The organism is Dyadobacter sp. CY343 (genome assembly GCF_021390335.1).
Classification (GTDB): Bacteria; Bacteroidota; Bacteroidia; order Cytophagales; family Spirosomataceae; genus Dyadobacter.
On sequence record NZ_JAJUXK010000004.1, the window covers coordinates 539,842 to 561,659 of the forward strand.

The 21,818-nt window shown below is 47.5% G+C and carries 20 protein-coding genes; 18 read left to right on the forward strand and 2 right to left on the reverse strand.

What is annotated here, in order from left to right; translation table 11 throughout:
- Together LZG94_RS14150 and LZG94_RS14155 are read left to right on the forward strand one after the other, a co-directional pair.
- The gene (locus LZG94_RS14150; RefSeq protein WP_233792522.1) at positions 1-855 is read left to right on the forward strand and encodes an SOS response-associated peptidase; all 855 of its coding nucleotides are present in this window, start codon (positions 1-3) and stop codon (positions 853-855) included.
- Positions 856-1,437, forward strand: coding sequence for a hypothetical protein (locus LZG94_RS14155; protein ID WP_233792523.1), 582 nt, complete (start codon positions 856-858; stop codon positions 1,435-1,437). It abuts the gene before it with no gap.
- A 70-nt stretch (positions 1,438-1,507) separates the two neighbouring features.
- On the opposite strand, the gene LZG94_RS14160 is transcribed toward LZG94_RS14155, so the two are convergent.
- Entirely contained in the window at positions 1,508-2,371 is an 864-nt protein-coding gene (locus tag LZG94_RS14160; protein ID WP_233792524.1) for a hypothetical protein, read from the reverse strand.
- A gap of 128 nt (positions 2,372-2,499) precedes the next feature.
- Between LZG94_RS14160 and LZG94_RS14165 the strand changes: the two genes are divergently transcribed.
- The 12 genes from LZG94_RS14165 to LZG94_RS14220 all read left to right on the forward strand — a co-directional run bounded on the left by LZG94_RS14165 (position 2,500) and on the right by LZG94_RS14220 (position 14,115).
- Positions 2,500-2,823, forward strand: coding sequence for a hypothetical protein (locus LZG94_RS14165; RefSeq protein WP_233792525.1), 324 nt, complete (start codon positions 2,500-2,502; stop codon positions 2,821-2,823).
- Entirely contained in the window at positions 2,817-4,097 is a 1,281-nt protein-coding gene (locus LZG94_RS14170) for a hypothetical protein (RefSeq protein WP_233792526.1), read from the forward strand. The genes LZG94_RS14165 and LZG94_RS14170 overlap by 7 nt, the downstream gene beginning before the upstream one ends.
- A complete protein-coding gene (locus tag LZG94_RS14175) occupies positions 4,097-5,077 on the forward strand; it encodes a DUF6712 family protein (protein ID WP_233792527.1) in 981 nt (326 codons plus the stop codon). The genes LZG94_RS14170 and LZG94_RS14175 overlap by 1 nt, the downstream gene beginning before the upstream one ends.
- Before the next feature lie 4 nt (positions 5,078-5,081).
- A complete protein-coding gene (locus tag LZG94_RS14180) occupies positions 5,082-7,541 on the forward strand; it encodes a hypothetical protein (RefSeq protein WP_233792528.1) in 2,460 nt (819 codons plus the stop codon).
- Between the two features lie 213 nt (positions 7,542-7,754).
- The gene (locus LZG94_RS14185; protein WP_233792529.1) at positions 7,755-8,114 is read left to right on the forward strand and encodes a hypothetical protein; all 360 of its coding nucleotides are present in this window, start codon (positions 7,755-7,757) and stop codon (positions 8,112-8,114) included.
- Position 8,115: 1 nt separating this feature from the next.
- A complete protein-coding gene (locus LZG94_RS14190; RefSeq protein ID WP_233792530.1) occupies positions 8,116-8,664 on the forward strand; it encodes a hypothetical protein in 549 nt (182 codons plus the stop codon).
- On the forward strand, positions 8,639-9,097 hold the full coding sequence (locus LZG94_RS14195; protein ID WP_233792531.1) for a DUF5675 family protein: 459 nt from the start codon (positions 8,639-8,641) through the stop codon (positions 9,095-9,097). The genes LZG94_RS14190 and LZG94_RS14195 overlap by 26 nt, the downstream gene beginning before the upstream one ends.
- Positions 9,094-9,954, forward strand: a complete 861-nt coding sequence (locus tag LZG94_RS14200; protein WP_233792532.1) for a hypothetical protein — start codon at positions 9,094-9,096, stop codon at positions 9,952-9,954. The genes LZG94_RS14195 and LZG94_RS14200 overlap by 4 nt, the downstream gene beginning before the upstream one ends.
- Before the next feature lies 1 nt (position 9,955).
- Positions 9,956-10,426 (forward strand): hypothetical protein, encoded by a 471-nt coding sequence (locus tag LZG94_RS14205; protein WP_233792533.1) that lies wholly within the window; start codon positions 9,956-9,958, stop codon positions 10,424-10,426.
- Complete coding sequence (locus LZG94_RS14210) at positions 10,410-10,607, forward strand: hypothetical protein (RefSeq protein WP_233792534.1); 198 nt, start codon at positions 10,410-10,412, stop codon at positions 10,605-10,607. The genes LZG94_RS14205 and LZG94_RS14210 overlap by 17 nt, the downstream gene beginning before the upstream one ends.
- Positions 10,608-10,663: 56 nt before the next feature.
- Positions 10,664-12,691 carry a DUF5977 domain-containing protein gene (locus tag LZG94_RS14215; protein ID WP_233792535.1) on the forward strand — a complete coding sequence of 676 codons (2,028 nt, stop codon included), beginning with the start codon at positions 10,664-10,666 and terminating at the stop codon, positions 12,689-12,691.
- Complete coding sequence (locus tag LZG94_RS14220; protein WP_233792536.1) at positions 12,688-14,115, forward strand: hypothetical protein; 1,428 nt, start codon at positions 12,688-12,690, stop codon at positions 14,113-14,115. Before LZG94_RS14215 ends, LZG94_RS14220 begins: the two co-directional genes overlap by 4 nt.
- A gap of 3 nt (positions 14,116-14,118) precedes the next feature.
- On the opposite strand, the gene LZG94_RS14225 is transcribed toward LZG94_RS14220, so the two are convergent.
- On the reverse strand, positions 14,119-15,960 hold the full coding sequence (locus tag LZG94_RS14225; protein ID WP_233792537.1) for an ATP-binding protein: 1,842 nt from the start codon (positions 15,958-15,960) through the stop codon (positions 14,119-14,121).
- Positions 15,961-16,081: 121 nt separating this feature from the next.
- On the opposite strand from LZG94_RS14225, the gene LZG94_RS14230 reads away from it, so the two are divergent.
- The 4 genes from LZG94_RS14230 (at position 16,082) to LZG94_RS14245 (ending at position 21,818) form a co-directional block, all read left to right on the forward strand.
- Positions 16,082-16,708 carry a hypothetical protein gene (locus LZG94_RS14230; RefSeq protein ID WP_233792538.1) on the forward strand — a complete coding sequence of 209 codons (627 nt, stop codon included), beginning with the start codon at positions 16,082-16,084 and terminating at the stop codon, positions 16,706-16,708.
- On the forward strand, positions 16,705-20,526 hold the full coding sequence (locus tag LZG94_RS14235) for a hypothetical protein (RefSeq protein ID WP_233792539.1): 3,822 nt from the start codon (positions 16,705-16,707) through the stop codon (positions 20,524-20,526). Before LZG94_RS14230 ends, LZG94_RS14235 begins: the two co-directional genes overlap by 4 nt.
- A 70-nt stretch (positions 20,527-20,596) precedes the next feature.
- Complete coding sequence (locus LZG94_RS14240; protein ID WP_233792540.1) at positions 20,597-21,076, forward strand: hypothetical protein; 480 nt, start codon at positions 20,597-20,599, stop codon at positions 21,074-21,076.
- A 190-nt stretch (positions 21,077-21,266) separates the two neighbouring features.
- A complete protein-coding gene (locus LZG94_RS14245; RefSeq protein ID WP_233792541.1) occupies positions 21,267-21,818 on the forward strand; it encodes a hypothetical protein in 552 nt (183 codons plus the stop codon).

Genomic DNA, 21,818 nt, shown 5'->3' on the forward strand with positions numbered 1-21,818 from the left:
ATGTGCTATTATAACGGGCAAAAGGTAACCAAAGCTGAATATATCACTTTGATGGAGCTAGAAAAGTCGATTGCTGGCATGGCGGAACTAAAACGACCAACAGTTCTCGGACCCGAGTCTCCGCCAATGGCAGTCTTAAAGCCGAATGACGACCGGACGGATTTCGATGTTACCACGATGCGATGGGGCTTCATTCCAAAAGGATTGAAGAATATGGAAATGGTCAAAAAGTTTGAAAATGGCTATAAGAAGGAAGATGGAACATTTCAAACCGGCTATGACACTGAGAATGCTAGGGGAGAGGAATTACTATGGATCAATCCAAAAACTAACAAACCTAAGATTTTCAAAGATGCCGCGCTTTCCAGCCGTTGCCTGATCATCTCAAATCAATATTATGAATGGCATCATAAATATCGAATCAATAAAAAGACTGGGGAACCATTAAAAACGCCTGACAAGTATCCTTTCGCAATCAAAGTCAAAGGTCGAGAGTATTTTTACATGGCTGGTATTTGGAACACCTGGACAGATCAGGATACCGGCGAGACAATGGATACCTTATCCATGATAACTACCGACGCTAACCCGATGGCCGCCTTAATCCATAATTCGAAGAAACGAATGCCAACGATTCTACCGGACAAATTAGCGTGGGAATGGATGATGACAACTGTTACTCCTGAGCGAATGACAGAGCTGGCCAGTTTTCAATTTCCGGAAGACCATATGGAGGCGTTCTCAATTAACCAGAAGTTTCAGCTGTCCGGAGAAGATCCGTATCCTGTGACATACCCAGAACTCGCAGAAGACGGATTACCTGGTGCATATTCGACCCAAATTTCACTCTTCTAAATGGCATATTCTTTAAATGACCCGGCTATTGATCCAATTTTAATTGGATACACTAAATACAGCCAACTTCGGGTGGGAAACCTGATTGCGATAAATGGGAGCTATAAGGGTACCGGTATCATTATACCAGGGCAAATCCTTGCCTTGGAACATGAAGATTATCCCTCGCTTATAGAAGTTAAAAATCTCTCGAACGGATCCACTGCATTTGTAAAGCCATCTGCGCCCGGTGGCCCTTTTGGCGCTCTGATACTTTATCCCGAGAATTTAGGCTTTCGACGCGATCCGGAAAACCGTCATTTATTTTCTGATGGGATAACAATCCTCTCGGGTCACGGCTTTCAAAACTTTAAGGTAACTGATGCTGCGTCAGGTAAAGTACTCTATGAGGAGCAAGAAATATACGATATCCTGAGTGAGCGTTCGCGTATTTTAGGCATTGAGCATGTCCATGAACTCCAAAATCTGTATACTGATAATTTTCCTTATAGGATCTTTGACTTGTCTGGCTACATCCTCAAGAGAGTCAATGAAGTGGCTAGGTTTAAAGAAGAGATTGATACGCGAATAAGCACCCAATAGCTTAATCATCGAGGTAAGCTTCGCCTTTTTCAAGCATTTCAAACTCATTGACCGGAGTTGATTTGAACAATCAACGTATCACCTCATCTCCTGAAAGCAGCTTTTTTACAAGATAAAGAACTTCCTTTTCTGGCAAGTTGAATCCTGATTGCTGTAATTCGTCCGTGAGTAGAGGTACTAGTTCCGTTGTACTTCGACCTGGATACCTCTTGATTATGTCAAGAAATCTCCCTTTCACAAAATTCATTAAGTTTGTATTGTTAATTTCTGACGTAGTATCTAGTTGAGATACACCCTCCTGTCTCAAATATCCTTCGCGTCTCATCAACCTAATCTCCTTAGAGATACGACCCAATTCAGACACTATATAATCCCCTTGTGTTATTTCAGTTTCAGTAATTTTAGCAGGCTTTATTGTCTTTCCGAAACTTTTTAGGAATGGAGAAAAATCAGCCTCGTCTTGCGATTTGTTATAGGTCGCAGTAATCTTGGCAGCAAGAGTGAGCTTGAAATTCACAATATCCGCAAATCGAAGTGTTCTAGGATAGTTCAAATGCTCTACTGGCCCAGTATCAAATGAGTAGCCAGTGTCGCTGTCTTTCACTATGATTGTTGGTTTGTCAAACGCAAGCCTCATTCCAAGTTCGAACATCACATTAGGATTTTTCGAACTCACGTCACACACGACGATTTCATTATTGTAAATGTTGCTTACTATCCGTTCGTGAATCAAGCCGATAGCAACATCTTCACTCACTAATTTCGGTTCGAAAATTTCGGTAGCATGTATCGCCTCTGAAATAATTGACAGTACATCTTTCCAATGCTCAGTACTGTAGTCCTGATTGCCCGCAATTGGCATAATAATGCCACAAGTCATTTTCTTAACCAGGATTGGTTCTTCAATGCCCTCCTCTTTCTGACTTTTTGCCATGATGCCTTCATAGTTTATTGTGACTGGTTCAAAAGTAACCATTTATTATACTTTACTTAAAACAGATTTCCGTCCTTTCTTCCATTGCTATCCAACACCAACTTCGCTTATCAAATCCTCGGTAAGCAGTGGCAACAAAACAAACAATCAAGCGCAAGGTGGCGATGGCCAGCATCAGGAGTGACGATGCTGCCGGCAAGCCTTCCGTGCACTCGATCAAGTACACCAAGCTTGATGGAACGATCGGCTTCAAAAAGCGCGTGAGCAAAAGCTTCCAGCACCTGCCAGGCGCTAGAAAGTTCCGCGGGAACATCAACACCAACCACGAGTTCCTTTTCAAAAACCACGACGCTACCAGCGAACTAGACAAGCATTTCAGAATTAAAATCGACCTGCTCGTCGAAGTCGACGGCATGACAGTAGACCATACCAACGGAGAACATAAATGGTAACCCAGATTTCCAACAACCTTTTCATGCTCAATGAAGGCGGGCAGAATGCTTCCGTCCTTCAACTTACCGGATCCCGCGACGCTAGTTTCGGCGGTAGCACCTGGTCACAATATGATGCATTCGACCACGTCCGCTGGGGTGTTGGTGACAATCAGCCCAATGTCATGCGCAAGCTGATTCAGAACAATACGATTGTGCAATCGCTGCTAGAATCGCTCAGGGATATGATCTACGCTTCCGGTGTAGGTTTCTTCAAGAAGGAAACGATCGACGGCAAATCGCAGCTCGTGCCATACGAAGATGCCAGGCTTGACGATTGGAGTTGGGCGACGGACTTGCAGGACTATGCGGTTTCGGCGATCGGCCAGCGGGTTGACAATGCGAACATCTTTACCAAATGGAAGTACGACCCGCTCGAAGACTGGTTCACCCTCTCAGTAGTCGATAGTTTCAAAACGCGTATTGCCAAGCCAGAGCACGGGGAGCTGTTCCATGTAAACCCATATTTCGGCGAATCCAGCTATTTCGCCAAAGGCCAGACAGAAAAAATCAAAGCCTTTGACCGTAACAATCGCGACTTCAACAAACTGCAAACCGTCACGATCTCCCACTCGAAAAACAAGATTCCCGGCCAGCCATTCTATGCATTCCCATCGTGGTGGTGCGCACAAGAGGCGATCGAGCTGGCCAACCTGATCACCGCTTTCCACAAGAATGGTATCCTGAATGGTTACAATATCAAGTACCTGATCCGTATGCCGGGGGACTACTTCGATAAGGATGGCAACCGAAACGTGGAATCCGGCGAAGTAAAGAAGCGTTGGAGCAAGTTTTCCGACAACCTGTCGGGCTGGCTGGCTGGTCAGAAAAATGTCAACAAGACCATGCTGATCAAGTACATGCGCGGTTCGGATGGCAAGGCACTCGACAACGTCGATGTGGTACCGCTGAAAAATGAAATGTCGGACGATGCCTACGATAAGGTTTTCAAAAACGCCAACCAATCGATCGCCAACTCGGTCGGGCTACTGCCCACGCTGGCGGGTGTAAACCCGGGATCAGGCAACGACTCCGGAAGCCAGATCAGGGTAATGGCCGATTATCAGCAGCATTTCCGCACACCAATCCACCGCCTACACGTACTCAAAGACATTAATACCGCGCTTCGGATGATGGGCTACAAAGATGTACAGGCAGGATTTAAAGAAGTGCAGATCACCACTCTGGATGTAAACCCAACCGGCTCACAGGCCGTCGTAAACCAAGGACAATAATGATAGTAGGAGCAGAAGAATTTAAAGAACATCTCGGCGGTATCCAGACCAGTCTCAAATTCGGCACCGTCGAGCCTTTTATAAAAGTTGCAGAGCGCGAATTCCGCAAGGCCGTTGGCGTTGAGTTGTACGATTTTCTCAACGAGAAAGAATTCGACAGCTTCGACGATCTTGAAAAAGAGCTGCTCGGCGAGTTGCGAAATGTCAGTGAAGGTTGTGTGGCCTGGGCAGCGTATGATTTAGCATTGCCGCAGTTAAAGATGCGTGTGGGCGATATGGGCTTAATGAAATCAAGCCCAGCCCAAACCGTTGCAATCGCAAAATGGGAATACGCTGATACCCGCGATGCAAATATGACGATGGTCGATATGCATTGGGAATTTTTCTGGGAGCTGCTGGAAGAAATTAAACCAGATGTCTGGACGGAATCAGAAGCATTCAAACGCAGAAACACATTTTTCATTCGCTCTGCCGACGAGCTGAGCGACTACGTGGCCTTAGTTGGTAAAAACCGCAGGCTCTTTGCCAAGTTGGAACGGTTCATTCATCGCGGCGAGCAGCTTTATATCCGTGACTTGATAACACCGGCAGTTTTTGATGCACTGAAAGCCAAATGGAAAAGCCCGAATGAAAAACTCTCACCTGCCGAGCTGTTGCTTGTCGAGAAAATACGTGAACCGCTTGCTTACCTGACCCTTCACGAGGCTTATCCTTATCTGCCCATCAAGGTGGATGAAAACGGGCTTCGGGATGTGCGTAAGTGGGACGGGATCACCAATGAATCAGCTGCCGGCGCCGAAGTCCGCAATGCGCAGCGCCAGCAACTTTGGCAGGACGCCCAGCTCTATCTTGGAAGGCTCCGCACCTTCATGGATACCGCTTCCAGCCCGAACCAATTCCAGCAGTACTACACCGCCGTTCTTGCCGCACCCGTGGAAGAACAGGAAGATTTTACCTATAAATCCCACGTAATCCTGTAATCAAATGAAAAACCTCTTGCTCAGGCTACTCGTAGCCATTGTCCCCATTGCCGGGTTTGCTCAGACTGTGACCGTTGAAATTCCCACAAAGGAATATATCAACAGCCAGATCAAGGCATCCGAGCTTCGTTCCAAAGCACATGCCGACAGTCTTTATAAAGCAGGCGTTGTCACACCTCCGGTAGTAAAGCCGCCCGTTAATAAACCTGTTTGCCCAGTAGGACCGGATATCCGGGATATTCGTGACATCACATTGTCAGGGGCTACGCTGCAATTTCACGGTGACGGGGTCGACACGCTGCAATTCGAGGTCTGGAAAAATGGCGGCTCCAAAATATCTACCGGCCTAATCGCTCCAAAGAGTTCTATTGTCTCCATTCCGTATCCAAATCAAACCGGCGCGATAAATACCAGCGGCTACACGCTGATTATTCGTGGCTATTCTTGCAAAAGCGACGACGACCGAAGGGATTTCCCAATTAAAAGCGATGTCGGCGGCGGGGTAGTGATCCCTCCTGCCCCAACAAACGGCACAAGCAAAACACTTGGTGCTTACTCGGCCAGGGCAGCGGGAAGAAATTATACTTTCAACAAAACCCCGGAACTCCTAATAAATTTCAATGCCGATGGCACCATTTCAGATGCCACCGAAGAGCTGGACAATTCCGGCCCTATAGCAAAGCTCAGAGGTCAGAACGTTTTTTACATGACTGGCTACGGCTGGTTTGAGAAAGCCGATGGAACCTACGAAAAGCTGCAAAACATCCCTTTACGGGATGGTGCGATTACCATTAAGCAGTTTGTTTTAAATCCTGACAGGTTTCCCAACTACGAAACTTTCAAGAAATACCTGACAGCTTACGGCGAGCGTGGGGTAAATACCATCAACGGTCAAATGTCACAGGTCTTACTTTCCATCCACTCGGATGAGAAAGTAGGGCAAGGAACAGAACCTAAATGGTTAGTCGTTTCCCGCGTGCTCAATTTCCCAAAACAAATGCCAGCGATCGACTGGCGACCTTACAACAAATGGATCGCAACGGCTGGTGTTAACAAGGGCGATAAGCAGGACGCTTACAAAAGAGTCGGCATAATTCCAGACGCGAAGCTTTTCGAAGGAATGTCCAGCGAGTACATGGCTACTCAGGCGATGACTTTCAAAACTCATAAGGTTGAGCAGGATCGGGTTTTAACAGCAGACGAAGCCTACTCAATCGGCAAATGGTCGTCATACATGATGGGATCAAGCCCGTTATCTTATCAATCAGAGGAGCTGGTTGAAAACGGGCAGGGCAAGTATGATGGCAAATTCACGCTTCCTGGCTACCAAGTTTCTTATCATTTTGCCCGGGGAAACCTCGATGACATCAGGTCTAAGTATCCGAACATTGATGTTAAAGAAACCGGGGTTTTTGGCGGGTATGGTGGCGATGACTACTACGGTGCAATCGATCAGGGATTGCTTTACAGTGACCGCAAAACTTACGAAGAGTCACTGACCAGCAAACTCTACAAAGGGCACAGCATTCACGGATGGACTTCTGAGGATCATAGGTATTTTACAGAAGGCAGCATTGACGTTCGAAACCTGAACGCAAAATATTATTTCTGGAACCGGATATACAATCTGCCTTACGAATTCATTGCCCTGAACGAGCGTGTAAAGCTGGCCACGAAAACCTATGACGGCAAAGATCGCGAGCGAAACCTGACCATTTTTAGTACGCCAATGATCGAAAGCTTTGTAGCGAACGATCAGGGAAATAAAGTCGGGATTGAGCAAAGAAACTCAGGCGACATTATCCCATATAAGGACGGCGATATTTTAACTAAAATGAATACCGCGCCCGTGATGGCGTGGGAAGAAGCTTTCACTGGCGGCTTTTGGTCGACATTCATTACTTCCGGGATGGCCATGTGGGATGCTCCCGGCACGGACTTCGGAAGCGATTCGACAAAAATCAATTGGTGGTCGGATCAATACATCGGGTTCAGAAAGAAAGGTCAGAAAGATTTCGTCAGACTTAATGACGGCGATTTTGGAAGGAACGGCGTTCCCGAGAATAGTGGCGACGGCTTGAAGCACACGCTTTATGCGTCGGCGATTGACGCGATGGCAGCTGGCGTTGAAGTAGCCTGGGACATACGGGACAGAAGTACGAAAAAATCCTTTATCTCTTACCGGTCCAGCCGCGGCGAATTCATTGCAAAACCCGGATCCGCTGGCTTTCATCTGAATGGCTCCGGGGTACCGAACTATAACCTGTTCGTGGTTAAGGATGCCTTCGATCAAAAGAAGGGTATTTGTATTGTCGGTGAAGGCAAAGAAGGAGCTGTGCTGGTTTACTACAATGGTTTCCTTTCTGCTCACCTGTACGAAGACAATGTGACCGTGCGCTACAACGGTGTGGAGTTCAACATGGGCAGGGCTTACGGCAGGCAGACGATTATCAAAAAGCTATGAAAATAGTAAAGCAAATTGGCCAGATCGCACAGGTTGTGCTTCTGGTCACAATTGTGATCGCAAACAGCCTATTGTACTGGAAGACCTTCACACATAGCGAAAAACCCGTCCCTGCATATATCCAAATCAATGACTCTCTTCGTATCGTCCAAGCGAAAATCGAGCAATTTGAAGACTCGGCGGCATTCTATACCCTGAAAACGAATACCCTGTATGCAAAAAAAGATTCTGTTGACCGTCTGGATAGCACTGACCGGGCTAGCCTGCGCGAAAGCTACCGCGCAAGGATCAGAAGAAAAGTTGCAGCAGGGCTATGAAGATGCCCTGCTGGATAGCCTGATCAATTACGAGCTGCTTAAACCGATCCACCATACCCTCTCAAAAACAAATGAATTCCTTAACAAGCAGTCACTTGCTTCCAAGGCCGAAAACAATCTGCTCCGCTTGCAGCTTCGGGTGCAAAAGGAGCACTACGAACTGCTACTTGCCGCCGAGCGCAAAGCCAGGCGCAAAAGGGTCGCTCTTGCATTCGTTTTCGGGTTTGCGGCTGGCAAACTTACCCCTCCCTACTAATATGAAAACCTACCTCGAAAGCTGCATGACAGCAATGATCAATCACTTCACCTTCATTAGTGAACACTTTTTTACTATGACCATCTGGGCACTGGTTGCCGGTCTGGGTGCATGGCTTCTCGAATTTGTCGAGATGTACGTTTTTGCCGATTTCCGGTACCTGGTCTTTCTGGTGCTGATGATCGCTTACGATGCTTATGCTGGTATCCAGCGTCAGAAGTATTTGCACAATCAGGATCCGCTCAAACATGGACCGGCAACGGCCAAGGTTTTTAAAGACAAAACCTTTTCCAAGCTGATGTACTACATCTGCGTGCTTTCCAGCTTGCACGGCTTGGCGCATGTCCAGATCGGCGGTGTGGAAGTGACCATTTTCCATGCTTTTGAATACGCAGCGCTGATCAGCATCATGGCCACCGAGTTCTGGTCGGTACAGGAAAACTACTACGACATGGGAAAAAAGACCATTTTCCTTTTGGCGTGGGATAAATTAAAAGACTTCATACCCTCTAAAAAATCAGCTGATGGAAATCAAATCGACCAGGCGTAAGAAGGGTAAGAACACAACACTTTCCACGCTGGTCGTCGATGGAAAGCCGTATCAGTACATTCTGGAAGATGTCGACCGCGACTTGTTTGAGACCACCCCGCTTGAAGAAATCAGTCGCATAAAAGTACCGGCACGTACCGCCATTCCTGTCGGGCGCTATGAGGTGGCCATCACCTATTCAAACCGGTTCAAGCGTCAGATGATCATCCTGATCGGCGTTCCTGGCTTCGCTGGAATACGGGCGCATTCTGGCAATACCCACCTTCACACCGAAGGATGCCTGATACCTGGTGAAAAGTACGGCACCGAAAGTGGGGACTACATAGTTGGCAATAGCCGAGTAGCAACCGACAAACTGCAATCGCTGGTTGCGTCGGTGCTGGCCAAGGGTGAAAAAGTTTATTGGACAATCGAACAGAAATACGATCAATGATCAAAATCAGCATCAACGGTCAGGAATTTGACCTACCAGAGAATTGGACGGAAGTAGACAAAAAGAAGCTGCCTGAGCTGCTGCGCAATGTTTTTGTTGCTTCCGAAAGCAGGATTGCTTACCACAACATCCTTCGTGTTGTGCTGGGTTTCGAGCAGAAAAAGTGGAACCGGCTCATGAACCAATTCTTTGGCAGATCTTCCACCGCCAGAAACATGGATGCCAGCTCGACAGCTCTGGCAGACCTGCTCAGGGTGCTTTCATGGATGTGGAAAAGTGATCTGACGATCGCACCGTTTGAAAGCTTCGAGGTGGATGGCAAAGACTGGCTACTTTTTAATGACGGTTTCCGCAGCATGAGCTTTGGCGAGTTGACCGACGCTTACATTCATGCGCAGGCATTTATAAAGCAGCTGATCGAAGGGGAAGAGCGGCTCAATATGCTGGTGGCTACTTTGTGCCGGCCGAAGCGCGCTGGCGATTTTAAAAACGATCCTTCGTGGAATGGTGATGACCGCGAAGACTACAACGAGCATATCGCCCAGCTCCGATCCAAGCAGATCGAATATGCTTACTTCGAGCAGAAGGTGTTGGTGCTGGTTTATTTTCTTGGATCGGTCAAAAACTTCTTTTCTTATTTCGACCTGTTCGAAAACGATGGCACACCGCCAGTTCCGGACGAATTCCCGGGGCAAAGCATGATCAAAAATCAGCACCTGCTCTCCGAGAAGTCAATCTTTGGCAACATGTCACACACCAAAAAGGCGAACGTGCACGAGGTCTTCCAGTTTCTCGAAGAGCATCACAAGGATGTTAAAGCAGAAATTGAACGCCACAAGCAGGCCAATCAAAATTAATATGAACCCTACCAAAACAAAATTCTGGCCATACCTATCCCCTATCTTGGAAGCCCAGAAGGCGGCTAACGGTGTGATGTATGTGGAAATGAGCGATGCCAACGGACTTGATAGAATGATGGCAGACAGCCGTTCTGAGGACGTTTACCCCGGAATTTTCGTCTTTCGCCCCAAATACACAACCCAGCTGATTGAGAACCATCTGTTGGTGGTCAATTTCAATACTCAATTTTATGCCTGGTGTAAGGCAGGGCTGGACGACCGAGATGAGCAGGACGCTGCTTTTGACAAAGCAGAAACGATCCTGAGCGCGATTATCGAAAAATTGCAACATGATGCGCGTGAGTATAGAAACTATCTGGACTTCAATTCGATATCGGTAGAGCCAGTCGTATATTTAGGTGCGGATGCAGCCTATGGCTATGAAGTAAAAATGAAACTTGGACTCCCTGCAAATGAAATTTTTTGTTAACCTTCTCAACCCGCGTGCTGTTGGCTTTTGGATAGTCTGGACACTTCTATCGCCGATCGTATTTGTCCGCTTCCTTTTCAGTGATCTGATCAACCTGCGGTTCCGCTACTGGACCGCCTGGATAAAAACCGGACTGGTCAGAATGTCGGTGTATGATCAGATGGTCAAAACCAAAAGGTAAAACCGTCCTTTTCTCAGGCTTGAAGGCGGGCAAAATTCGTAGAAAGGAAACTTTCTATGATCGACGCAACTGCATCTGACCTATCTTACCTACCGCTCAAATTCAGTCGGAACAAGCTCACCCATATTATTGAAGCGGCCGACACCGCGCTAACCAGCCGGGTCGGACTGAAATATTATTTGGGATTAAGCATTCCGGAATTTCCATTCTCAGACAATTTCGAGGAGCTTCACACCTCCGAAGGGCGCGAACGGCCAGTCGATAACCAATCGGGCATACAAGTATTTGCCGGCGCCGAGTTCCGGTATAATTCAGGCCGCAATGGGAAAATAGACGGACTGCTTTCTTACACAAAGCCCAAACAAAAGCAGGATCACCTCTCTGTTTCGCTTTCTCAAACGATGGCTTTCCAGCTAACCGAAATGGTTAAAGGGGGCGAACCTGCGGTTGAGACAATAAACCCGCTCCCTAAGATGTATGCCATTAAGGCCGGCCTGAGCAATGAAGACTTTTTCGCTTACGGAGAAAACTTTTGGAAAAAGTGGCAGACCGGTAAGCGGCAATTCTTGACCTGGCAGCCCAATAATAAGCGCGTTGATACCGGCCAGGAAGAATACCTGTATTTTCTGGTGAATTTTACACCCAAGCCTACCGAGCTACATTTGCGGGTTCAGTACTACTTGGAATCAGGCCAAAGCTCAGAAGCGATTACTGTCAAAACAATGGCTAATCCGCCTCTTTACTCAGTGATCTGCTGTCCGGTCGGGATTGATATACTTGGCATTCCCGCCGAGTGCATTCAATACGACGTTTGGCTGAGCAATGAAGACAATGAGCGGGTCAGCGAGGTTCGCAGTTTTCTGATGGATCACATCAATGAAGTGTTCGACCGAAGTATCCTCTTTGTAAATTCTTTGGGCGGATGGGATACACTCAGACTTACCGGTCAGATGCAGCGCATGCTCAAAGTGGCACAAAGTGCCGCAGAGATTGAGCGGCCAGCCGATGCACCGGTGGACTTTTCAGAATTAAAAATCATCACCATTCAAGGTGAGTACGAATTCCAAATCAGCACAGGCTATTTCAAGCGGGACGCAATCTCCTATTTGAAATATCTGGACGAGTTGCTTTTGAGCGATGAAATGTACCTGATCACCGATAAGGGGCACCGGCCATTGCAGCTGATAACAAGTAACCTTGTTGACCAGGCTGACAATCAGGACCTGATTGCCCGGACTTTCAGCTTCCGGATACTTGACACGGTAGAAAATTATTCAGATTTACCTGCTGCTGAGCGCGCTGCTGAAAGGGAGACCAGCTGGCGCGGCTTGTCTGTCCGGCAGGTGCTTGACTCTTTCGGCAAGAGAACGGGATATTTGGCGTTCGAAAAGCTGGAAAAGGTTTATGCCGACGACAACAGCTTGTTTAAGCCTTATACGGTCAAAAGCAACTCCCAGGGCGATCCGGATTACATTGAGCCGATCTGGGATAGCACCATCATAGTTGGCAGTACGCCATTCCCAAACAAGGCCATTTCCCGATTGGGTAGTTTCAAAAGGTCAAATTGCACACCCGGCTATGTTGGCGGACAAGCAACAATAGCAGTACCAGCCGGGGCCTATGGAGGAGAAAACGCAGGCGATGCTGATGCTTTGGCCGAAGCCCGCTTTGACAGTTTGGACACCCAGGCTTATGCTCAAAGTAATGGAACTTGTACGCTCAACAATGTTCCTGTTCACTTTGCTATCCTTCATAAAATCCCGATGGGCGTGGGCAATGTTGTAGTGGGCAGCTCGGATGCAGGACCCGTTGTGGATCTTCGAATTTCGGCAGTTGAGCTTATTTCAAATACGATTGGACAAAATCCACCAGAAACAAGGATTTCGGATAATTCCTATAATCCCGGAACCTACAATTTCATTGTACAAGTGGAATATTCTAACCCTCAGATCAGGAAATGCAAAATCACCATCCCAAGCAAAAACAGGGAAATTATCGTCAATAAGGCCGGCTATTACGCCTTTGACAATGTTGTCGTCAATAGCAGCGACGAGCCGCTCACCTTTGAAGTCACTAATTTATGATCAGACTAAATGGCTTTGAGGTCTATGTACCTGCCAGACAAAGTATCGCCTACCAGCTTTTGAACCCACACCTGCTCTATGATCAAATACCGTCATCACAGGCAGACATTCCTATTTTCCCGGCAGTGCGGACAAACCGCGCAGTCTTTAATTATTGGGAAGAACCGCAGGCTGGCTCTTACCTTCCTGAAATGCATTATGCGCATTTTGAAAACGGTGAGCTGATTAAGGAAGGCTTTTATCTGCTTACCGAGGCATCGTTCGACACCGGATACAAAGGTGCATTTACTGATAAGCTTGGCCTGTTTTTTGGCAAATTCCAGAATGTTTCCTTGCAGCAGATCGATTTCGGTACCTTACCACTAACGGCACCGGTGCTTCCGGAGATGGTCGACGAGTTGGCAACCGATGGGATTGCTAAAATCTGCTGCTTTCCAACGATTGTAAATGAAAGCTTTTACGGCGCAAACGGCGGTGCGATATCGTACGGCGGCAGGATCAATGACTTTTTGCAGACGGATCCGGAAGCTAGCGGATCCTACATCGACAGTCCTGTCGTTCCGCAGTTTTTCGCTAACTGGATATTGAAGCGGATTGCCCAGGTCACCGGCACAAAAATCATCGGCAGCTTTCTCACCCATCCAGTGTGGAGCAAGCTGATCCTTGCCAACCTGCGGGAAGTTGAGACCGAAGATATCGTGGTTAAAAACCACCTTCCAGCGTTTTCGGTGGTGCAATTTATTATGGAGCTTCGCAAAATCGCAAACCTGAAATTTGATTTTAACAGCGTAGAGAAAACGCTTAGAATTGATTTTTGGGAAGATTCGCTTCAATCGGTGACAAAGTTCGATTGGTCGGAAAAAGCTACCTATGGTGAACCCAAGACGCCCGAAAACAACACCCGCTTGCAGCTGAGAATGGTCGTGGACGGAAATGATGCGATGGCAAAGGACAAGCCGGCAGAGTTGGCTGATTATCTTTCCGAAGAAGTGCAAGGGACCCGGAACGGGATCGCGACGCTGGATTTTCGGTTTTCAACCATGCTGATCGATCCGCTCACCGGGCTTGCCGTTTGCAAGCAGGAAGGGCAAACCAGCCAATTTGCACAGGATGCAAAACCGTGGGGCCCGCGTTTACTTTTTTGGCATGGCGTAGTCGATCTGTACCCTCGGGCACTTCCAACGCTGGAAGGTATATCGCTCTTTCCAGCGTCGCTGGCCACGACAAGCTGGAAAGAAACGATCGCGCTCCGGAAGCGCTCATTTTATCTGAGAAAGGATTTCACAATCACCGAAACCGATATCGCAAAGCTTGATTTCTCTGCCAAATACCACATCAACGGAGTCGATTACATTATCGCTCAATTGAACGTTGGGGTACCGATCCGGGGGGTGGCGACAGCGCTATTAATTGGCGGCGTTTAACTATTAAACTAACGTACTCTTACCCTGCAACATTTCAAATGTATTTTTAACATCTATTGGTAAAAACTGGTAGTTCGGAATCACATATTTAGCTATAAATACAGCAGTTTTTCTTTCAGCCCCTAATGGATTGAAAGCGGCTCGGCATGCGGCCTCAATTTTGTGTCCGGGATTTTTAAGATACCACACTGGTAAGTATACCTGTTTGCCATTTAGCAAAGATACACTAGAAAGATCGGTGCTCTTAATTGAATCATCTGACCAAATCATATTAGAAAACACCTTCATTGTTATTGTATCTATAATCGATTGTAACCTTGGAGAGTCGAATCTATGAATGTCAAATATATCTTCGGCAGCCTCAAGGCCATAGTTATGTTTTTCTTTTCCATCAGTTAACGCGAAGCAGGCAATGAACAAAGGATCATAAACAAAGTTTTCGAGACAATACCTAGTTTTGTTTGCGAAAACTAGAATTCTATCACTTCCATTGTTTCTCGTATCCCAATCAATTATTCCGAATATTTGACGGTTCCCGTTGCCATCATTATATAATTGTTTTGTTAAGGTTTTTACTTTAGCACATCCTGCATCCTCTATCGCCTTTGTTGTAGATATCGAATTATCGGTTCCCCCTACCGACACAAAAAGTAAAAGCTGATCGGACTTCAACTCGTCTTTTACGACTAGCTTTTCAAAAAGTTTCTCGTAAAAATATTGATCAGTTTCCGCTTCTGTGAAAACTTGCTTTCTGTTTTCTATTGAAACATTTAGGGTTGTTAGGCCTTTTGTTAGTGCCCTAATCGCTTCATTTCGCCCACATTCCACAGGATATCCAACATCCTTATGCATTATGAAAATACCTGATTCCGGTGGGGCCAATGCGACAGTACTTGGTGAATGAGTCGTCATGATCACTTTGATAGATTTTTCTTTGACAAGGACATCGTAAAGTGCTGTCAAAAATTTATCGGCCAGAGATGGATGGAGATAGGCGTCTGGTTCATCAAGTAGAAGTAGTTCAGGTGGCTGGACGCTTGCTCCTGTATTATACAATGTCAAAACAAGGGAAAGCAATGACCGTTCACCAGATGAAAGCTTTGTGATGTCAACGGAGAATCCTTTTTCATGAACAAATTTCACAGCGCTAGGAGGCTCATGATCTTCACTAGGTTGATAAACAATCTTGTAAGAAAAACCAGATCGACTAGAGATCCGATTGAACAGATCCCATGGTGCTTCAACATCATCCACCAAAGACGGGTAGTGCTTTTTCTTTAAAGCAAATTGCTTAAATACAAGCGGTATCGACCAATAGAAAAGGTGGTAGGTTGAAAGAGGGGCAAATATGAAAAAATCAGTTTCCGTGAATTCAACGGCATGCTTCAAGGACGTTTTACAGAGGTTAAAGGCTTGCACTGCCTCTTGATAGCTAACATAAGTTCTAGAATAGCGTCCTCCATTCTCCGGCTCCCTGTAAAGTAATCGGTGATAACGTGTATTGAGACCTTCCACATCTTCACTTGTCAGTGAATCCTTAAACAAATATGCTTCAATCAATATCATTATTGGCATAACTTTGTCCCATCTCTGTTTTATCTCATCCAATGCTTCCCTGTAGGCCGAATCGTTAAGCTCGACAGCAAAGCCTTGCCCCGCGTGGTGAACATGGGTAAGAGCTTGTCCATCATCACTTGTTATTGTTGCCAACTCCATTCCATGCAATGCATTTAGAAGTTGCGTTTTCCCTGAACCATTCTCACCAGTTAGAAGAACAAAGTCAGGAAGATATATTTCTGATTGGGCTCGAAGAATGTCATTGTCTTGAATAATTGTGAGATTCATATCACTGGTTTTGTTTGCTTACCTAATAACCCATCAAGTTATTATACTTTAATCAAAATTGTCCTTTCCCCTCTTGAAATAGGCTGGCAACTTAGCTAACGTAAAAAACCCTCGTTAGCTAGTGACTGATTTCGAAGATAGCCCAATCCTTCAAAAATTCCTGAATGACTTCATGCTTCGCGTCGAGCGAGCATTGAAAGATGCTGTTGCACGTGAAGGCGTGGAAGATACCGGTGCGTTGATAGACAGCATCCGGGCTGGCACTGTAACCAAAGGCAAGGGCTGGATCAGCGCACACGCTGATTTTTCGGAGCTGCTACGGATCAAGGATATGAAGGTGCTGAACTATGGGTCAGTGCCGCCGATCCGTCCGCTGATGGATTGGGTAGAGCGACAAGGCATTCAGCGGTTTGCTTACGTGCCTGGCTACAAAGGCAATTCCCGTCCGACCGAGGTCGAAAGTATTGAGCGGATCGCCAAAGGCATCCAGTATTACCTGCGCGCTACCCCAAACATTCGCCGCGGGTACCGGGGTATTTACAATGACCAATTGCGCCTGTTTTTAATCCCGCAATTCTATGAGGATATGCGGGCAGCTGCCAACGTGTATGCTGCCCAGGCCTTTCGCGAAACCTTCGGTTTTGAGACGACAATCAACCTGCCGACCGAAAATATCAACGCTTCCCGCATCCAGAGTGCCTGGAACGGCCGCACAACCAAGCTAGCCCGAAAACACGCTGACAAATGATAGGAGACGTAATTAAACTCGAATTCCAGGGGGAAGCCGCGCAGCTTCAAAAAACCCTTGACGATACCAACAAAAAAGCAAAAGACCTCAAACAGACCATCACCGAGATTGAGAAATCTGGCGGCAAAGGCTCTGAGGAGTGGAAAAAGTATAAGAATGAAATGAAGGAAGCCCAGGAGCAAGCTGCCAAGCTCTCCAAAGAGCTCAAAGTGATGGACGTCTCAAAAATGACGATCCGGCAGCTCGAACTTGCAGCCAAAGACCTGGCTAAGGAAATGAAAAATGCCGACCGCGCATCGGCAGATTACGTCAAGAACGCAAAGCGGCTGGGTGAAGTTGAAGGCGAACTTAAAAAGGCAAACGCCACCGCGAAGGCGCTCAGGCTGGAAGGCGAAAACCTTGCCAAGCCAACGCTTTGGAGCCGCATCACTTCCGGCGTAAAATCCGTGGGTACTGCCTTTCAGGCCATTTTGGCTTTGCAGATTGTCCAGTGGCTTTACAATATGGGAAAGGCCGTTTTTGATACGACCGCCAAATTTGAGAAGTACGAGAAGGTTCTTGCGACCGCCTTGGGCGATCCAAAGCTCGCAAAGCAAAGCATGGAGGCAATCAAAAAACTTGCTTCTGAAACCGCCTTTTCCGTCGACGAGCTTACCGATGGCTATGTCAAGATGGTCAACCGTGGATTAAGGCCAAGTCAGGCCGAAATGGTCAAGCTCACCGACCTTGCCGCCAGCCAAGGCAAAACCTTCGACCAGTTGGTCGAAGCAGTACTTGATGCCCAGACCGGTGAATTTGAACGTTTAAAGGAATTCGGTATCAAGGCCAAAAAGGAAGGCGACTCTGTTGAACTGATGTTCAAAGGCAAAACGGTGGCTGTTAAAAATACAGAGGAAGCCATTTATGGTGCGATTACCGCACTTGGTGCTATGCCCGGGGTAGTAGGCCAGAATGCAGAAATGATGACGACGCTCACGGGCAAAACCAGCAACCTGGGCGACAGCTTCGATAGTATGCTTGTAACGCTAGGGGACGGGTTAAAGCCTGTTTTTATAGCAATCCTCGATCTTTTGGGCGCAACCATTCCCGTGCTCGGGTTTGTCGGCAAAGCCATCGGTAGCGTGCTGTTGGTTGTCAAAGGTTTGGCAGTGGGCATTGTAGACACCTTTATGAATGCGGGACGGGCAATTTTTACTTTGGGGGAAGCTACAAGGGCATTAACCGAAGGGAACTTTGAAGGCGCAAAAAAACTCTGGGACAACGCCAAAACGTATGGCACTGCCGCGATGGGATCAATGAAAGCTTCCGTCGTCCAAACAGGTAGCGAAATTAAAGCGATGTGGTCAAATCCTGCTGCTGGTGCAGCTGCTGAATTCGCTGGTAAAGAGCAGGGCAAAAAGTATCAGGAAGGCCTGACCAACGAGCAAAAGAAGGAAGCCGCCAAGCGGGTAAAGGAGAAGGAAAAGGAAATGAAATCGTATGCGGACGCGGAAGCCAAGTACGATGAGCAGGTGAAAAACGACCGCGCCAAAGTGCTCGAATTGATGGCGCAGATGGAAAGCGAGCACAATGCAACCGTCTCTAAAAACACGCTGGGCGCAGAAGAAGCAAAGATTAATGAACTGCGTCGCAAGCGCATAGCATCGGTCGAAGCGATGAAGGTTGACGAGCAGCAGAAGGAAGCTGCGCGGGTCATGATCAACCGCAACGCCGACGATGAGATATCAAAAGCAAAAGACGAATTCCGGGCAAAAGAACTGAAAGCCCAGCAGGAAGCCGATGAGAAACGGATCGAAAATACCCGCTTCATCACAGAAACCGAGCGGCAGGCTGAGCTTGCTGTACTTGATTTCCGCGAACTTGCGGCAAAAGGGAATGCCAAAAAGCTGGCCGATATCGCCAAAGAACGGCTTGATCTGGAACTCCGTTTCCTGCATGAAAAACTTGCCCAGGAAGAAGCCGCCGAGAAGGCGCGGATCAATGCCGACATCACAGACAAAGACCAGCGTGCAGCCGCAATCCTGGCTGTTGAAAATCGCTACCATCAGGAATCGATCACCGCTGATAAGCAAGCGGCCGAAGATAAAAAGCAGATAGACAAAGACCTGCACGATAAAAAGGCCGAGAACGTGCGTGCTTACAGCAGCATGTTTGCTTCCCTGCTGGAAGGTGATATCAATGCATTCGTTGCCGGCGCACAAAAAATGGTTCAAGGCCACAAGGCAGCATGGCAGGAAAAGCTAGCGGCCGACACCGCCAATTACGAAGCTGCCGGTCAAGCTGCTATCGCTGCCGTCAACTTTTTGAACGACCTGGCTCAGAAGAAAGCCGAGAAAGCGATCGCCGAAGCCAACCGGGAGCGCGATGAAAAAGTAGCCATTTTGACCAATGAGCTTGCAGTGACAGACGCGTTGATCACTGCCAGTTCAAACTATGTGACGCAGCTCAAATCGGCAGAAACCGACCGGCTCACAGAACTCCAGCGTATACTGACTAGCGAAACCACCAGCGAAGAAGAGAAGCGCGACGCGTTGAAACGGTATTATTCAGAGCAGCTGCTGCAAATGAAAAATGCTGAAGAAGAAAAGATCAAAGACTTGCAGCGGCTGGCCAATATGGCCAAAACCGAAGACGAAAAGCAGGCGATTGAAGAAAAAATACGGCTGGCCAAAAATGAAAGTGAGGAGAAAATCCGGCTGGCAGAAGAAGAAGCGCAATCGAAGATGCAGACCATCGACGAGCTCTCCCAATTCAACACCGAGATTACCGAAGCTGCTTTGGCCGAAGCCACTCAGGCCAGTGAAAAGCAGATCCTGATGGCCTCTGAAGAAGCCGAGCAAAAGGCCACTTTCAAGGAAGATCTGGAAGAAACCATCGCCGCTGAAAACCGCAAGGCTCGGGCAACGGAAATGGCTGAAAAGAAAAAGGCTTTTGCAGCCCAGAAGAAGGCTGATATCGCGACGGCATTGATCACCGGCGCGCTTGCGGTATTAAAGGCGCTGGCCAACTTTTTCCCGCTTAACATCATTTTAGCGGCTACTGCTGCTGTGGTAACAGGCGTGCAGATTGCCAAGATTAAGAACCAGCCTGAACCTTCTTTCGAGCAAGGCGGTTTCATTGCCCGAGGGGGCAAACATGGAAGCTCCTACGGCGACGGCGGGATCGCATTGGTCGACCGCTTCTCTGGCCGTGAAGTGGGTGAAATGGAGGGAGATGAAGCGATTATCAGCGCCAAGCAAACAGAGGCCAATTGGCCGATCATTCAAAAAATGTTCAGTAATGCCCGGACTCCTGGTCTGGCAAGTACACCCGTAATGAAGCACCCTGCCACACCGATGGCCTTCAAGAACGGTGGCATGTTCGAAAGTCCGTATTTTGAGCGCGGGATGTACCTTTTTGGTTCTAAAAAACGCAAGGCGGAGCAGGCCGCCAAGGATGCCGAAGCGGAAGCTGCAAAAGCCCAGGCAGAAGCCGACGCAGCAATGGGCGACATGCCATCTTTCGACGGCTCATCCTTCGATGGGCTTGACGGCGGCGGCAGCGGTGTGACCGGTGATACGGCCAGCGCCCAGGCTGCGCATGAAGAAGCCCAGCGTCAAGGAAAAGAGCAGCTGAAAGCCATTCAGGATATTCTAACAGAAGCCAAGCAGACCAATATAAACCTGATCCGGGTGTCGTCTGCCGTTGGCGAGGTGAAACAATCCGTCGACGGAGTTGCCGGTGCGGTCCGGAATGTAGAAGGAGCTGTGAACGCTTCTAACACGCAAGGCAAATTTGATGCCCTGATAGGCGCTATAAGCAATTTAAGCGCTGCATAACGATTTTAGCTCATATAGAATTATTTGTCATTTTTCGCTATTTTTATAACAAAATCCGCCTCTCTCAAAAATGGTCAAGAAAATTGTTATCACGCTTCCGGCGCACGTGAAGAAATTCTTTTTGTTCGAGTATTCTGGTTATGTCAGAAAGAACGGTGTCGACGAAATACACGTCGACAAGAACAGTGAATTGGGCAAGCTGCTCCACCTGATTTCCCGCCCAATCCCCTACACCCAGCTAACGGGCAAAGCCACCGCTGCTGGTAGCCTTTCAATCCGCTACTATACCCATATCCAAAGCTTCGAGGTGCCTATCGATAAGTTGCCGCTTCTTGTGCATTATATGGATGAAATGTTCCGGCGCAGTTTGATCTATGAAGTACGCGGAGCGCAAGAGCTGACCGGCGCGGATTATGGACCGCTGATCACCTCATTTTTAAAGCGACGGGGAATCGAAAAGGACATTGATGTGGATTGGCAAACACTTCGCAAGGTTTACCGCGACTACGTGATGAAAACCAACAGAAAAATGGCAAAAAGTTACGCGTAAGAAGTCCACTTTTTGAGCAAGAAGTCCACTAAATGCGAAAGAAGTCCACCTGACGCGTAAGAAGTCCATCCCATTTTCATAAAAAAACCGCGATTAGATCAAACTGACGCGGTTTTTTTTCTTTATCAGCCTTCAAAAAGCGCGTTTTTCCGTCCTTTTAAGAGGGTCTTTTTCGGCCTAATTTTCGGGCATGTTAGGCACTATCCAAAAACTGGGCGAAATAAGTCAATCCGCTTTTAATGCCGGGTTTCTAACCCATTTGTTTCTGATTAGAACAGATGACATCTCCTTTCAGTCCGACACCTTCGGAAATGGATTGCAGGAGACTATCAACTCTATTGAAATTAAGGCGGACACTGTCATTACAAAGTTTCGCCTTGCACCCAAAACCGCAACGCTCACTGAGGCCAGCTCTGAAAGTGCTGACGGGGTATCCTATGGCACCAGCATCTCGGTCCCAGTTAAGGGACCGGCAACTGAACTGGTTAACTGGATTTATAGAAATGCCAAATGCCGCTTTATTGTTTTGACACGTGATACAACCGGTCTATGCTACCTGGCCGGTAAAGTCGAAAACGGGTGCAGGATCAGCTGGGGCAGACAAATAACAAATTCTCATTCTCATGCCTTTTCGATAACCGTAGTCGACTGGCAGCCGATCCGGTGGGTGCCAACTATTGATCCTGAATTGCTTTTTCCAGAGGGTGATTTCGACAGCTCGTTCGATTTTAGTTTTTCCTGA